Annotated in this window: 14 protein-coding genes; 11 read left to right on the top strand and 3 right to left on the bottom strand. The window is 69.6% G+C overall.

From position 1 onward, the window contains the following. Positions 1-17: 17 nt before the first annotated feature. Positions 18-935 (bottom strand): DUF808 domain-containing protein, encoded by a 918-nt coding sequence (locus tag MicroSTF_RS11130; RefSeq protein ID WP_322955603.1) that lies wholly within the window; start codon positions 933-935, stop codon positions 18-20. A 95-nt stretch (positions 936-1,030) separates the two neighbouring features. Continuing rightward, positions 1,031-1,756 carry a FadR/GntR family transcriptional regulator gene (locus MicroSTF_RS11125; protein ID WP_029260695.1) on the bottom strand — a complete coding sequence of 242 codons (726 nt, stop codon included), beginning with the start codon at positions 1,754-1,756 and terminating at the stop codon, positions 1,031-1,033. Between the two features lie 130 nt (positions 1,757-1,886). Here MicroSTF_RS11125 and MicroSTF_RS11120 point away from each other — a divergent pair, with 130 nt between their 5' ends. The 11 genes from MicroSTF_RS11120 (at position 1,887) to msrA (ending at position 14,212) form a co-directional block, all read left to right on the top strand. Next, positions 1,887-3,485 (top strand): ABC transporter substrate-binding protein, encoded by a 1,599-nt coding sequence (locus MicroSTF_RS11120; RefSeq protein WP_021199490.1) that lies wholly within the window; start codon positions 1,887-1,889, stop codon positions 3,483-3,485. 72 nt (positions 3,486-3,557) lie between these two features. Next, the gene (locus MicroSTF_RS11115) at positions 3,558-4,514 is read left to right on the top strand and encodes an ABC transporter permease (RefSeq protein ID WP_322955600.1); all 957 of its coding nucleotides are present in this window, start codon (positions 3,558-3,560) and stop codon (positions 4,512-4,514) included. Between the two features lies 1 nt (position 4,515). After that, on the top strand, positions 4,516-6,567 hold the full coding sequence (locus tag MicroSTF_RS11110) for a dipeptide/oligopeptide/nickel ABC transporter permease/ATP-binding protein (RefSeq protein ID WP_297557441.1): 2,052 nt from the start codon (positions 4,516-4,518) through the stop codon (positions 6,565-6,567). Beyond that, positions 6,564-7,364: an ABC transporter ATP-binding protein gene (locus MicroSTF_RS11105; protein ID WP_021199493.1), complete on the top strand. Its 801-nt coding sequence runs from the start codon at positions 6,564-6,566 to the stop codon at positions 7,362-7,364. The genes MicroSTF_RS11110 and MicroSTF_RS11105 overlap by 4 nt, the downstream gene beginning before the upstream one ends. Before the next feature lie 16 nt (positions 7,365-7,380). Further along, the gene (locus MicroSTF_RS11100) at positions 7,381-8,328 is read left to right on the top strand and encodes a dihydrodipicolinate synthase family protein (protein ID WP_021199494.1); all 948 of its coding nucleotides are present in this window, start codon (positions 7,381-7,383) and stop codon (positions 8,326-8,328) included. After that, entirely contained in the window at positions 8,328-9,263 is a 936-nt protein-coding gene (locus MicroSTF_RS11095; protein ID WP_029260692.1) for an ROK family protein, read from the top strand. The genes MicroSTF_RS11100 and MicroSTF_RS11095 overlap by 1 nt, the downstream gene beginning before the upstream one ends. Next, entirely contained in the window at positions 9,260-9,946 is a 687-nt protein-coding gene (locus MicroSTF_RS11090) for an N-acetylmannosamine-6-phosphate 2-epimerase (RefSeq protein WP_322955594.1), read from the top strand. Before MicroSTF_RS11095 ends, MicroSTF_RS11090 begins: the two co-directional genes overlap by 4 nt. Then, on the top strand, positions 9,943-10,863 hold the full coding sequence (locus MicroSTF_RS11085; RefSeq protein WP_322955593.1) for a DUF4862 family protein: 921 nt from the start codon (positions 9,943-9,945) through the stop codon (positions 10,861-10,863). Before MicroSTF_RS11090 ends, MicroSTF_RS11085 begins: the two co-directional genes overlap by 4 nt. 183 nt (positions 10,864-11,046) lie before the next feature. After that, entirely contained in the window at positions 11,047-13,002 is a 1,956-nt protein-coding gene (locus tag MicroSTF_RS11080; protein WP_322955591.1) for a sialidase family protein, read from the top strand. A gap of 170 nt (positions 13,003-13,172) precedes the next feature. Then, positions 13,173-13,667, top strand: coding sequence for a peptide-methionine (R)-S-oxide reductase MsrB (gene msrB / locus MicroSTF_RS11075; protein WP_322955588.1), 495 nt, complete (start codon positions 13,173-13,175; stop codon positions 13,665-13,667). Beyond that, positions 13,664-14,212: a peptide-methionine (S)-S-oxide reductase MsrA gene (gene msrA, locus MicroSTF_RS11070; RefSeq protein ID WP_029260687.1), complete on the top strand. Its 549-nt coding sequence runs from the start codon at positions 13,664-13,666 to the stop codon at positions 14,210-14,212. The genes msrB and msrA overlap by 4 nt, the downstream gene beginning before the upstream one ends. 56 nt (positions 14,213-14,268) lie before the next feature. Here msrA and MicroSTF_RS11065 read toward each other — a convergent pair whose 3' ends face one another. After that, the gene (locus MicroSTF_RS11065; RefSeq protein WP_322955585.1) at positions 14,269-15,069 is read right to left on the bottom strand and encodes an alpha/beta hydrolase; all 801 of its coding nucleotides are present in this window, start codon (positions 15,067-15,069) and stop codon (positions 14,269-14,271) included. Positions 15,070-15,079: the final 10 nt, after the last annotated feature.

Below are 15,079 nucleotides of genomic sequence, written 5' to 3'. Positions count from 1 at the left end.
CGGGCTGGGGCTCGGGCTCAGACGTGGACGTCGGCGGGGGATGCCTCGCCCTCGTGGAAGCTGGGGGTCTTGCCGAACAGGCGGGCGATGCCGAGCACGATCCCGACGACGAGCAGCCCCAGGATGAGACCGGCGATCGCGGAGATGATGGTGTCCACGATCCAGACAACGACCGGACCGAGGCCATGGAGCGCTTCCTCGACCGCGTGCAGCACATCGACCGGGAAGTGCCACCCCACCTCGCCGAGGTTCACCAGCACGAGATGGCCGCCGACCCAGAGCATGGCGACCGTGCCGAGGATGCTGATGAAGCGGAACACCCCGGGCATCGAGCGCACGATCCTGGTGCCGGTGTGCCGCACACGCTGCACCGGGTTCTTCGCCATCTTCAGACCGATGTCGTCGATCTTCACCAGCAGTGCGACAGCGCCGTAGACGACACCCGTCATGAGGAGGGCGATCACGGCGAGGATCGCCAGCGTCGCCCAGATGTCGAGCCCCTTCTCGAGGCTCGCGAGCGAGATGAGCATGATCTCGGTCGAGAGGATCAGGTCGGTGCGCACCGCACCGAGCACGAGCTTCCTCTCATCGCGCGCTCCCTCGTCGGCGTGACCGTGCTGCACGCCGAACCACTCGAGCACCTTCTCGGCGCCCTCGAAGCACAGGTACGCCCCGCCCAGGATCAGCAGATACGGCAGCACCCACGGAGCGAACGCGGTCAGCAGCAGCGCCGCCGGGATGATGATCACGAACTTGTTCGCCAGCGACCCGAGGGCGATCTCGCCGACGACGGGCAGCTCCCTCGCGGGCGTGAGGCCCTGCACGTACTGCGGAGTCACCGCGGCGTCGTCGATCACGACGCCGGCCGCCTTGGCCGACGCCTTCATCGCTGCGCTCAGGATGTCGTCGACGACGGCCAGAAGTCCAACGGACATGGGCGGATCCCCCTCGTGGTGTGCAGTGCGCAGGCAACTCTATCGAGTCGGAGGGGCACGGCTGTCGAGTCGGAGGAGGGATCCGGCCGGCGACCTCAGCCCTGGGATTCCTCCGCCGCGCTCGCGAGCACACGTTGCAGCGGCTGATAGTGCTCGATGACGGCCTGCCGATAGCGTTCGACATCACCCGAACGTGCGGCGTCGAGCATGTCGCCGTGCGCCTTCGCCGTCTTGTGGATGTCGTCGGGCTGAGGGATGCCCAGCTGGGGGAGCACGGCCGTGTGCACATCCCAGAAGGCGCCGACCAGCTGACCGACCAGGCGGTTGCCGATCGCGCCGAAGAGGCGGGTGTGGAACGCGCGGTCCTCGTCGAGGAAGTGCTCCCCGCGCTCAGCCTTGGCGACCATGTCGGCCACCAGGGCGTCGAGCTCGGGGTCGGGGTCGTCCTGAGCGGCGGCCACCACGCGTTCGGCCATCGACAGATCCAGCGCCAGGCGCACTTCGACGACCTCCCGCAGCGCCTGCAGGGATCCCTCCGGCGACAGCACCCCGCGGAACACGAGGGCTTCCACCATCGGGTCCAGCGACATCGGTCCGACATACGTGCCGTGGCCGTGACGCACATCGACGATGTCGAGGGTCGAGAGCGTGCGGATCGCCTCGCGCACGGAGGATCGCGAGACGTCGAGCTCCTCGCAGAGCTCCGCCTCGGTCGGCAGCGGGTCGCCCGGCGTGAGCCCCCGGGTCAGGATGAGCTGCTTGATCTGATCCGCCGTGGTCGAGCGCCGCATGCGTGACGCCCTACTCGTGGTGGACTTCATGGGGCTCCCTCTCGTGCCTGGCAGAAACGCTCCGATCATCTCACTCTTGTGATCTGATCGAACCTGTGTTTAGAGTACATCAGACATCAGATGTCCTCAAGATGTTCCCCCCCACCACCCTGGAGCACACATGAACCGACACATCACCCGCCGCCGCGCGGGTCGATTCGCGATGGCGGTCGCCGGCACAGTCGCCGCGTCCGTCGCCCTCGCCGGCTGCGGCGCGGGCACCACCAGCACTCCCGACGAGAGCGCAGCCGCGAGCGAGATCGACCCCGACGGCATCATCGAAGCGGGCATCTCGTACACGCTGAACGGCAGCTTCGACCCGATGGTCGCGTCGGGCGCCGTCACGGTCTCGGCGAACTGGCACATCTTCGAGGGGCTGGTCGACCTCGACCCCGTCACCCAGAAGTCTGCCCCCGCCCTCGCCGCCGACCTCCCGACGAAGATCGACGACACGACCTACGAGATCGACCTCCGCGAAGGCGCCACCTTCCAGAACGGCGATCCGGTCACCGCCGACGACGTGGTCTTCAGCTACGACCGCGTGCTCGACCCGAACAACAACTCGCTCTTCCTGTCGTTCGTCGACTTCATCGACACCGTCACCGCGGTCGACGACGACACCGTGCGGATCACCACCGACTACCCGTTCTCGCTGATCAACGACCGCCTCGGTGTCGTCAAGATCGTCCCGAAGTCGGTCGTCGAAGCCGACCCCGAGGGCTTCGCCACCAACCCCGTCGGTTCCGGTCCGTACTCGCTGGTGTCGGCCGTTCCCGAGGACAAGCTCGTCTTCGAGCGCTACGACGACTACAACGGGCCGCGCCCCGCGCTCGCCGCCGGCATGAACTGGAACCTGCTCTCCGACGCCTCCGCTCGCGTCACCGCGATGTCCACGGGCACCGTGCAGGCGATCGAGGACGTGCCGTACATCGACGTCGACGCGCTCGCCTCCTCGGCCGACGTCGACAGCGTGCAGTCGTTCGGCCTGCTGTTCATGATGTTCAACACCAAGGCGGCGCCGTTCGACGACGTCCGCGTGCGCCAGGCCCTGCACTACGCCCTCGACATGGACAAGATCATCGGCACCGGCATGCTCGGCAACGCCACGCCCGCGACCTCGTTCCTGCCCGAGACCTACCCGAACTACCACGAGGCCTCCACGGTCTACACCTACGACCCCGAGAAGGCGAAGGAACTGCTCGCCGACGCGGGCGTCTCCGACCTGTCCATCACCCTGCTCACCACCGACACCGGATGGGTCAAGGAGGTCGCCCCGCTGATCAAGGAGTCCCTCGACGCGATCGGCATCGACACGACGCTCGACATCGGGCAGTCCGCGTCGATGTACGAGAAGGTCGACTCCGGCGACTACACGGTGGCCGTGGCCCCCGGTGACCCCTCGGTCTTCGGCGTCGACCCCGACCTGCTCATGAACTGGTGGTACGGCGAGAACGTCTGGACCCAGACCCGCACCAACTGGGCCGACTCTCCCGAGTACGCCCAGCTGCGCACGCTCCTCGACACCGCCGTCCAGCAGGAGGGCGAGGAGCAGCAGAAGACCTGGGACGAGGCCTACGACCTGCTCTCCGACCAGGCCGTGCTCTACCCGCTGTTCCACCGCAAGCTGCCGACCGCATGGAGCAGCCAGGAGCTGGTCGGATTCCAGCCCGTCCCCACCACCGGACTGTCGTTCCTCGACGTCGGCGTGGCGGCGAAGTAGCCCGCACCAGGGGGCGCGCTCACCCGACGAGTGCGCCCCCTGTCTCTCCCATACCCCCGGAAGGAGCGGCACGTGTCCCACACGCTCCGCCTCATCGGCCGGCGACTGCTGCAGCTGCCGCTGATGATCCTCGGCATCACGTTCCTCGTGTTCTTCGTGATGTCGTTCTCCCCCGTAGACCCGGCGCGCACCGCGCTCGGCGAGACGGCGTCGCCCGAAGCCCTCGAGGCGTACCGCGAGGACCACGGCCTCGACCTCCCGCTGTTCGTCCGCTACGTGAACTTCCTGCTCGGACTCGTGCAGGGCGACCTCGGCACCTACTCCGCACGCAGTCTCCCGGTGATCGACGAGGTCGCCCGCGCCTTCCCGGTGACCCTGGCCCTCACCTTCCTCGGGCTCCTCATCGCGGTGATCGTCGCCTTCGTGATCGGCGTCCTCGCCGCCGTCTACCGCGACCGCTGGCCCGATCAGGTGATCCGCGTGTTCGGCGTCGCGGCGCTCTCCACGCCGTCGTTCTGGCTCGCCATCCTGCTCATCCAGGTCTTCACCCTGGGGCTGAACCTGCTGCCGGCCTCCGGGCCGCTCCCGGATTTCTGGAGCGACCCCTCCGGATGGCTCGCCCGCATGACCCTCCCCGCCATCGCGCTCGCCGTGCCGGTGATCGGTCAGCTCTCCCGCGTCGTGCGCACCTCGATGGTCGAGGAGCTCGACCGCGACTACGTGCGCACCGCCCTGGGCGCCGGCATCCCGCGAGTGATCGTCGTCGGTCGCAATGTGCTGCGCAACGCCCTGATCGCCCCGGTCACCGTGCTCGGACTCCGCATCGGCTACCTGCTCGGCGGTGCGGTCGTGATCGAGATCATATTCGCCATCCCGGGAATGGGAACGCTCATCCTCAACGGCGTCACCAACAACGAACCCAACCTCGTGCAGGGTGTGACGCTCGCCGTGGCGCTCGCCTTCGTCGTGATCAACATCATCGTCGACCTCCTGTACGTGCTCATCAATCCTCGAATCCGGGCGGTGTGACATGCGACGCAAACTCACGGAACGTCTCTCCGTTCCCGGTCTCCGCTGGGGCCGGCTGTCCCTCGGATCGATCATCTGCATCGCCGTGCTGGCGATCATCGGGCTGGCGGCGATCTTCGCACCGCTCATCGCGCCCTTCGACCCGCTGGCGTCCGGGACTCCGGTGCAGCCGCCGAGCGCGGAGCACTGGTTCGGCACCGACCGACAGGGCCGCGACATCTTCTCCCGTCTCGTCTTCGGTGCCCGCTACTCGCTCGTGATCGGCATCGGCGCGACACTCGTCGCGCTGCTGGCCGCCTGCGTGCTCGGGACGATCGCCGCCACGGCCCCGAGGTGGATCTCCGAGACGCTCATGCGCGTCATGGACGTCGTGATGTCGTTCCCCGGCATCGCGCTCGCCGCCGTCTTCGTGGCGGTGTTCGGCAAGTCGCTCCCCGTGCTCGTGCTCACGATCGCGTTCCTCTATGTGCCGCAGCTCACCCGCATCGTCCGCGCCAACATCCTCGACCAGTACGGCGAGGACTACGTCTCGGCCGTGCGCGTGATGGGCGCGGGCACCCCGCGCATCATCGTCCGCCACGTGGCGCGCAACGCCATGGCCCCCGTGCTGGTGTTCGCGACCGTGCTCGTCGCCGACGCGATCGTGTTCGAGGCTTCGCTGTCGTTCCTGCAGGCCGGGGTTCCCGACCCCGAGCCGTCGTGGGGCAACGTGATCGCCGCCGGCCGCAATCTGCTGATGAGCGGCGCGTGGTGGGCGACCTTCTTCCCCGGCATCCTCATCATGCTCACGGTGCTGTGCCTCAACATCCTCTCGGAGGGGATGACCGATGCGATGGTGTCGCCGCGGGCACGCAAGATCACCGCGGATGCCGCGGGCACCGAGGAGTCCACGCACGAGCTCGAGGTCGCAGCGATCCCCGACGACACCCACGTGATCCCCACCGTCGACACGGCGGTGAACCTCTCCGTTCCGAGCGGGGTGCCCGACACCCTGGTGCCGCGCGCCGAGGCCGTTCCTCTCGCCGAGCGACTGGCCGAGCTCCGTCAGCGCGAGCTCTCGCGCACCGACCGCCTGGTGTACACGGCGGAGGAGAAGCCTCTGCTCGACGTGCAGGATCTGTGCATCTCGTTTCCCCGTCATGGCGACGTGGACGTGGTCGACCACGTCAGCTTCACGGTGCGCCCCGGCGAGACGATGTCGCTGGTGGGGGAGTCGGGCTGCGGCAAGTCGATCACCTCGCTCGCGATCATGGGCCTGCTCGATCCGAAAGCCGACATCCGCGGGCGCATCCTGTTCGACGGCGAGGACCTGCTGCAGATGGCACCCAAGGAGCGCAACGCGCTGCGCGGCCACGACATCGCGATGGTCTACCAGGACGCACTGAGCTCCCTCAACCCGGCGATGCTCATCCGCTCCCAGATGAAGCAGCTCACGTCGCGCGGCGGCACCCGCACCGCCAGGGAGCTGCTGGAGCTCGTGGGTCTCGACCCCGACCGCACCCTCGCCTCGTACCCGCACGAGCTCTCGGGAGGCCAACGGCAGCGCGTGCTCATCGCCATGGCGCTCACCCGGAACCCGCGACTGGTGATCGCCGATGAGCCGACCACGGCCCTCGACGTCACGGTGCAGGCGCAGGTCGTCGACCTGCTCATGCGGTTGCAGAAGGAGCTCGGATTCGCGCTCCTGTTCGTCTCGCACGACCTCGCGCTCGTCGCCGAGCTCACGCACCGGATCACGGTGATGTACGCGGGCCAGGTCGTCGAGCAGGGCACGACCAGAGAGGTGCTGACCCAGCCGGTGCACGAGTACACGCAGGGGCTCCTCGGCGCGGTGCTCTCGATCGAGGCCGGTTCCGATCGTCTTCATCAGGTCTCGGGCGTCGTGCCGTCGCCGCGAGACTTCCCGACGGGCGACCGCTTCGCGCCGCGCTCCAGCGACCCCGCCCGGTACGCGGGCGTCGCCCCGGTGCGGCGGCACATCGCAGGAACCGAGCACTACTACTCCGCGCATCCCGACGATGCGCCCGTCGAGCCGATCGGAGCAGGACGATGAGCGAACCCGTCATCGAGCTCAAGGACGTGCACGTCCGCTACAAGACCCGTGCCTCCTCGCTCTTCCGGCCGCAGTACGTGGACGCGCTTGCGGGGGTCTCGCTCACCGTGAAGCGCGGGCAGACGCTCGGCATCGTCGGCGAGTCGGGGTCGGGCAAGTCGACTTCGGCCAAGGTGCTCATCGGCCTCGAGAAGCCCACGAGCGGGCAGGTCGTGTTCGGGGGAGAGCCGGTGCGATCCTTCACGCCCGCCGTGCGCAGACGACTCGGCCGCATCCTCTCCGTGGTGTTCCAGGATCCGGCGACCGCCCTGAACGCGCGGATGACGGTGCGCGATGCGCTGCTCGACCCGATGCAGGTGCACCGCCTCGGCAGCCCGTCGACCCGGAGCCGAAAGGTGCGCGACCTGATCGGTCTCGTCGGACTGCCGGCATCGGCCCTGGACGCCCTGCCCAGCCAGCTCTCGGGGGGCCAGCGCCAGCGTGTGGCGATCGCCCGGGCGCTCGTGCTCGACCCGCAGGTGATCGTCGCCGACGAGCCCACCTCGGCGCTCGACGTCTCGGTGCGTGCCCAGATCCTCAATCTGCTGACCGACCTGAAGGATCAACTCGGCCTCGGGATGGTGTTCATCTCCCACGACATCCAGACCGTCCGCTATCTCTCCGACGAGATCGCCGTGATGAACAAGGGGCGCGTCGTCGAGTTCGGCGATGCGGCCCGCGTGTTCGACGCGCCCTCCGACGAGTACACCAGAACGCTGCTGGGCGCTGCGCCCTCGCTGCTCGAACCCCACCACTGAAACGACCGGAACACACATGTCTGCTGCCTCTCCCGCCCCCGTCTTCGCGGGCGTCGTCCCGCCCGTCGCCACCCCGCTGCTCGAGGACGGATCGATCGATCACGTCTCCCTCTCCCGCCTCGTCGACCGTCTGGTCGCCGAGGGGGTGTCAGGACTGTTCGCGCTCGGCTCCACCGGCGAGACCGCGTACTTCACCGACGACCAGCGCGTCGAGTTGCTCCGCACGATCGTCGCCGCGAACGCCGGTCGGGTGCCGGTCATCGCCGGCGCGATCGAGCTCACGGCGCCGCGCATCATCGAGACCGCCCGCCGTCTGATCGATGCCGGCGCCCAGGCGATCGTCACGACGGCTCCGCTGTACACACTGAACTCGGCAGCCGAGGTCGCCGACCACTTCCGCACCATCGCGGCGGCCATCGACGCCCCGCTGTGGGCCTACGACGTGCCGGTGCGCGTGCACTCCAAGCTCGGCATCGACCTGCTCGTGCAGCTGGGCACCGAAGGGGTCATCCACGGCGTGAAGGATTCCTCGGGTGACGACGTCTCGTTCCGGCGCCTGATCGCGGCGAACGATGCCGCAGGGGGTCCGCTGCAGCTGCTCACCGGACATGAGGTCGTCGTCGACGCCATGGCCCTCGCCGGTGCCGACGGCGTGGTTCCCGGGCTCGCGAACGTGGAGGCCGCGGGGTACGTGCGACTGTGGGAGGCCGCGAAGAGCGGCGACTGGGAGACGGCTCGGGCCGAGCAGGAGCGCATCAACCGCCTGTTCGACATCGTGTTCCAGCCGAAGGGCCTCTCGGGTGATGCGACCGGTGTCGGCGCGTTCAAGGCGGCCATGCACGCCCGTGGCATCATCGATCACGCCACGATGGCGAACACCGTGCAGGCGCTCGACGTCGACGCGGTCGCCCGCATCCGCGACATCCTCGACGAGCTGCATCTGCTCCCGGTCGCCGTCGGCTGATGGGCGAGGTCGTCCTCGCCGTCGACATCGGCGGCACCAAGACGGCCGCGGCCCTCGCCGACCGCGACGATGCACTGCTGCGGACCGAGGTGGCCGCGACGCCGGCGGCCCAGGGGCCGGTGGCGGTCGTCGCCACCGTCGTCGCGCTCGCCGGACGTCTCCTCGCCGGCAGCGGGCTGCGCCTTTCGGGCGTCGGCATCGGCACGGCCGGGGTCGTGGATGCCGGAACCGGGACGATCGTTTCCGCCACGGATACGTTCGCGGACTGGCCGGGTACACCGCTGGCCGCACTCGTGCGCTCGGGACTCGGCGCGCATCTGCTCCCCGACGCTCCCGTCGCCGTGCAGAACGACGTCGACGCGCACGCGGCAGGAGAGCATCGACACGGTGCCGCGGCCGGGGCGGCGAGTGCGCTCGTCGTCGCGGTCGGCACCGGTGTCGGTGCAGGAGTCGTGCTCGACGACAGGGCCGTGCGGGGTGCGCATCACGTCGCGGGGGAGATCGCGCACCTGCCCGTGCCGGGAGCCGCACACCTGCGCTGCCCCTGCGGGCGCTTCGGGCACCTCGAGGCCATCGGCTCCGGCATCGGGATGCATCGGCACTTCCGGTCTCTCGGAGGCGATCCCGGCATCACCGATGCGCGGGGGGTCGCGATGGCAGCTGCGGCCGCGGACCCCATCGCCCGCCGGGCCCTCGACGAGTCGGCCGCGGCGGTGGGTCGGGCCCTCGCGGGGGCGGCGACGCTTCTCGACCCTGAGCGCATCGTGGTAACCGGGGGCGTGCCGAACATCGGTGAGTCCTGGTGGCTTCCGATGCGCGCCGCCTTCCACGCCGAGGCGATCGATGCGCTGCAGAACACCCCCATCCTGCCGGGCGCGCTCGGCGACGACGCACCGCTGCGCGGAGCCGCGGCATCCGCCTGGAGGCGACCATGAGATTCACCGACACCCTCGAACGACTGCGGGGTGGACTGATCGTCTCGTGCCAGGCCTACCCGGGTGAGGCCATGCGCGACCCCCGCACGATGGCGCAGGTCGCGGCGTCCGCCCTGGCCGGAGGAGCAGCCGGAATCCGCGTGCAGGGGCTCGATGACATCCGCGCGACGGCACACCTCCCTGTTCCGATCGTGGGGCTGTGGAAGGACGGCGATGCCGAAGTCTTCATCACTCCGACGCTCCGGCACGCTCAGGCCGTGGCCGACGCGGGCGCCGACATCGTCGCGGTCGACGGGACGCGGCGCCCGCGCCCGGACGGGCTGACGCTCACGGAGACTATCACGGGCCTTCGCGCGCACACCGACGCGCTGATCATGGCCGACTGCGGCTCCCTCGACGACGCGATCGCCGCCGAGGCCGCCGGCGCCGATATCCTCGGCACCACCCTGTCGGGATACACCGGAGAGCGCCCGAAGACCACCGGGCCCGACCTGGAGCTCATCGCGCTGATCGCCGCCCGTTGCCGCCGCCCGACCGTCGCCGAGGGGCGCGTCCACACACCCGAGCACGCCGCGGCCGCGATCGCCGCCGGGGCGTTCTCGGTGTGCGTCGGCACCGCCATCACGCATCCGTCCACGATCACCACCTGGTTCGCCGATGCCGTCGCGGGAGCACGCGCATGACCGCGCCCATCCTCGTCAGCGCCTACCCGGCCTCTCCCGCCCACGCGCACTGGGATCCGGTGCTCGAAGGCGCGCTGCTGCCCGCATTGTGCGCGCTTCCCGGGATCGCCGGGCTCGAGGTGCCGTGGATGGGGCGCCTGCATCCGCACGATGACGCCTGGTTCCTCGCGAACGTGCCGGCCGTGCCGCTCGCCGTCACCCCGATCCCGTTCGTCATGGGGCGCGTCGGGGCACACCCCGGGTATGGCCTCGCCTCGGCCGATGAGGAGGGGCGCGCGGCGGCGGTCGCCGATCTTCGGAGGGTCGCCGCCGACGTCGCGCGCATCGACGGCGAGAGCGCCGCATCCGTCGCGGTGGTGACGGTGCACTCCGCGCCGCGAGCGACGGCCGCCATGGAGCCGCTCGTGCGCTCGCTGGGGGAGGTCGCCGCACTCGACTGGTCCGGCGCGCGCCTGGTCATCGAACACTGCGATGCGTTCGTGCCCGGCCGGGTCCCTGAGAAGGGTTTCCTGCCCTTGGACGCCGAGATCGCCGCGATCCGCTCGTCGGGACTGCCGATCGGAGTGTGGCTCAACTGGGGGCGTTCCGCGATCGAGCTGCGCGATGCGGATGCCGTCACCGCGCAGATCGCGGCGGCGGCGGCGTCCGGCCTCCTCGTCGGCCTGGCGTTCTCAGGGGCCGCCCCGGTGCAGAGCCCGTATGGCCACCCGTGGAGCGATGCGCACCTGCCGATCGTCTCGACCCACCCGGAATCCGCTTCGCTCCTCGACGACGCGCACGTCGCCGCAGCGCTCGCCGCTGCGGGCGACGTCGAGTGGCTGGGGCTGAAGACGGCCCGCCGCCCCGACGACACCACCGCGGCGGATGCCCTGCGCACGGTCGCGCGGAACCTCGAGGTGGTGCGCGCCGCAGGCTGACCGGAGGGAACGGCGGCAGCCGTCGGCGCGGTGTCGTCGACGGCTCGCCGCGTGAGCCCGGGGAGTCGAACGCCGCTCGCGGGACGACGAGATCCGGCCTTGTCCGTGGGGAGACCCCTCGCTAGAGTGACTTGAAATCTGACATCAGACGTCATATTTCCGCACGAACAGAAAGGTCTGTCCATGCACGTTCCTCCCTCGCCCCCTTCCCGGAGCCGCCGCCTGCTGCGATGCGGCACGATCGGAGCGCTGGTCCTCGCGCTCAGCCTCCCCGCCGCCGCTGCCTCGGCGGCCCCGGCGCCCGGGTATCTGACCGATCCGAACGCCGACCCCGGCGACTACCTCGAACTGAACATCGGCGCCGACCGCACGGCTTCGAACTACTTCTACCGGATCCCCGCGCTCACCCACCTCGGCGACGGCGTGGTCCTCTCGGCGTGGGATGCCCGGCCGGGAAGCGCCGCTGACGCCCCCAACCCCAACTCGATCATCCAGCGCCGCTCGACGGACAACGGTCGTACCTGGGGTCCGCTGCAGATCATCGCCGCGGGGAAGACCGGGAGCGGCCAGTACGGCTACTCCGACCCGAGCTACGTCGTCGACCGGCAGAGCGGTCGGGTCTTCGCGTTCTTCGTGCGCTCCCAGGACCAGGGGTTCCAGGGGAGTGCCTACGGCGACGACGACGCGAACCGGCAGGTTCTGGGAGCGGCCGTGATCCATTCCGACGATGGCGGCGCGACCTGGAGTGCGCCGCGGCTCATCACCGACGTCGCCAAGACCTCCAACGGCACGACCAGCGGGGGTGTGTACACGCCCGTCGCGGGCGATGTGAAGGGCACGTTCGCCACTTCGGGCGAGGGGATCCAGCTGCGCTACGGCGCGCATGCCGGGCGGCTCATCCAGCAGTACGCTGGCACCGTGCGTCAGGCCGACGGATCCACCGCGATCCAGGCGTACTCGGTGTATTCCGACGACGGCGGCGACACCTGGCAGCGTGGCGAATACGTCGGCACCGGCATGGACGAGAACAAGGTCGTCGAGCTCTCCGACGGACGCGTCATGCTCAACTCGCGAGACAGCTCCGACGGGCGTCTTCGCAAGGTCGCGATCTCGACCGACGGCGGTCACAGCTATGGTCCGGTCACCCGCGACGCCGAGCTGCCCGACCCCACGAACAACGCCTCGATCACCCGCCTGCATCCGGACGCCGCCGCGGGCAGCGCCGACGCGAAGAAGCTGATCTTCACGAATGCCGCCAACGGGGCGAACAGCAACCGTGTGAACGGAGCGGTGCGCCTCTCCTGCGACGACGGCGAGACCTGGCCCGGTCTGCGCACGCTCGAGACGGGGACCTTCGCCTACTCCAGCGCGACGGCGATCGATGACGGCAGGGTGGGGGTGCTGTGGGAGGCGGGCTACACGAACACGATGCAGTTCTCCGCGTTCGACGACGCGTGGCTGAACGCGGCGTGTGCGCCACTGTCGGTGCCGAAGACCGCTCTGACCGCCGGCGTCGCCACCACGGTCCCGGTCACGATCACGAATCAGGAGGCGGCCGCGCTCAGCGGCGCCGTGACCTTCCACACCGCTGCCGGATGGACCGCGACCACCGCGCAGATCACCGGCCTCGCACCGGGAGCGAGCGCCACCGTGAATGTGCAGGTCACCGCCCCGCAGGGCGTCTCTGGTGAGCAGCGTCTCCAGGCCGCCTTCACCGCCGCCGACGGACGCCTCAGTCAGACCACCGCGACGCTCACCCTTCCGCAGTCCTCCGCGCTCGGAGCGACCCTCACGGCGACGAACACTTCGGCCCCGCGCGACGTCGCGACGAATCCGTACACGGTGGGGGAGCAGCTGAGCTTCCGAGTGCGGGTCGTGAGCACGGCGGGCGTCACGACGGTCGTCACTCCGGCGACGAACACCTTCACCGCCGGCTTCGCTCCCACCGCGTGCCGATGGCTGAATCTCCCGGCCTACGACGCCTACAACTGCAGCACTCCTCGACGCACGCTCACGCAGGCCGACATCGACCGCGGATGGTACACGCCGGAGTTCGCGTTCACCGTGGCACCGGCCGACGGCTCGGCGCCGGCGGTCACCGTGACCCACGCGGGCGCGCCGGTGGCTCTGCGCGGCTGACGAGCATCCGTCATCCCCCGACGAGCGGTCCGTGGAACCCCCCAGCCCGCAGAAACTCCCCGCCCGCAGAAACTCACAGCCCGTTCTCAGGGCCGCGGGACCAAAACGGGCCGCTCGTCGGTTCTCCTCTATGACGGCGCAGCCAGCGACGTCGGACAAGGAGTCAGATCATGTCGAACGACTACGGCACGACCCCCGAGGCCGTCAGCGGCCTCACCCCTCTGCAGTATCGGGTGACCCAGCAGGACGCGACCGAGCCGCCCTTCCGCAACGCGTACTGGGACAACCACGACGACGGCATCTACGTCGACGTCGTCTCGGGCGAGCCTCTGTTCTCGTCGACCGACAAGTTCGACAGCGGCACCGGATGGCCGAGCTTCACGAAGCCCATCGACGCGGATGCCGTGACCACGCGCACCGACCGCTCGCTGTGGATGAAGCGCACCGAGGCGCGCTCGGCCGTCGCCGACAGCCACCTCGGTCATGTGTTCGACGACGGCCCGCGCGCCGAGGGCGGCCTGCGCTACTGCATGAACTCGGCGGCTCTCCGCTTCATCCCGGCCGAAAGCCTGGAGGAAGAGGGGTACGGTCGCTACAGCGCCCTCTTCGCACGCCCCACCACCGACACCCCCGCACCTTCCGACACCACCGAGGAGCAGTCATGACCGACACCGGAACCATCACCCGCACGCCCGGGACCGAGACGGCCGTTCTCGCCGGCGGCTGTTTCTGGGGGATGGAAGACCTGATCCGCCGTCAGCCCGGTGTGCTCGACACCCGGGTCGGCTACACCGGCGGCTCGAACGAGCACGCGACCTACCGCAACCACCCCGGCCATGCCGAGGCCGTGGAGATCGTGTTCGACCCGACGAAGACGACCTACCGCGACATCCTGGCGTTCTTCTTCCAGATCCACGACCCGTCGACGCTGAACCGTCAGGGCAACGACATCGGTTCGAGCTACCGCTCGGCGATCTTCCCGCTCACCCCCGAGCAGGAGGCGATCGCGCGCGACACCATCGCCGATGTCGACGCTTCGGGCCTGTGGCCGGCGAAGGCCGTCACCACGATCGAGCCGGCAGGGCCGTTCTGGCAGGCCGAGGAAGAGCACCAGGACTACCTGATCAAGTACCCGAACGGCTACACGTGCCACTTCCCGCGTGCGGGTTGGGTGCTGCCGAAGCGCGACGAGGCCGCCGCCACCGTCTGACGCGGAACCCGAGAATGGCCCGGTCGCATCCGACCGGGCCATTCCTCGTGAGCGGTCTACGCCTCGGCGAGGAACGCCACGGCCGCGTCCTTGAAATCGCGCGAGCCCGGGGCGTTGAAGTGGTTCCGGTTCGGGATCTCGAAGAACCGTGCGTCGGGGGCGGCTGCGGCCAGCGCCCGCGAACCCTCGATGATCGCGTCCTTCGAGCCGGTGGCGAAGAGGATCGGCCGCGTCGGCGCATCCGAGGGATCGGGGTCGATCATGCCCGACGCCCGCATGCCCTCCGCGAGCGCGACGAGTGCCTGCAGGTCGTTTCCCGGCACCCGTTCGGTCAGCGCGATGTAGTTCTGCGTGGTCCGATCGGCCACCGGGGTGCCGTCGGCGATGTAGTTCCGGACCTGTTCGAGATCGAGTCGCGCCAGAGGGATGCCGTCCGGCACCCCTCCCAGCACTGCACGCCCGATGCGGTGCGGCAGCTCGCGAACGACCTCCCAGCCCACGCGTGCGCCGAGCGAGTAGCCGACGTAGAGGGCGTCGTCGACGAGGTACGTGTCCATCACGGTCTCGACATCGGTCACGAGTGTGCGGATCCGGTAACCGTCGGGGTCATGTGGCTTCTCGCTGAGGCCGTGGCCGCGCTGATCCAGTGCCAGCACGCGATAACCCGCGCGCGTCAGCTCGCGTACCCATCCGGTGAGCACCCAGTTGTCGCGCGCGCTCGACGCGAAGCCGTGCACGATCACCACGACGGGGGCGTCGAACTCGCCCCAGGTGTAGGTCGCCAGTCGTGTGCCGTCGGCGGCGTACACCTGCTGGGGTTCGGGCATGCTGGTCAGGTCGGAGAGAGGGACGGCCACCTCTCCATCT

It is taken from the genome of Microbacterium sp. STF-2 (assembly GCF_034650155.1).
Lineage (GTDB): Bacteria > Actinomycetota > Actinomycetes > Actinomycetales > Microbacteriaceae > Microbacterium > Microbacterium maritypicum_A.
This window is presented reverse-complemented; position numbering and strand designations above follow the sequence as displayed.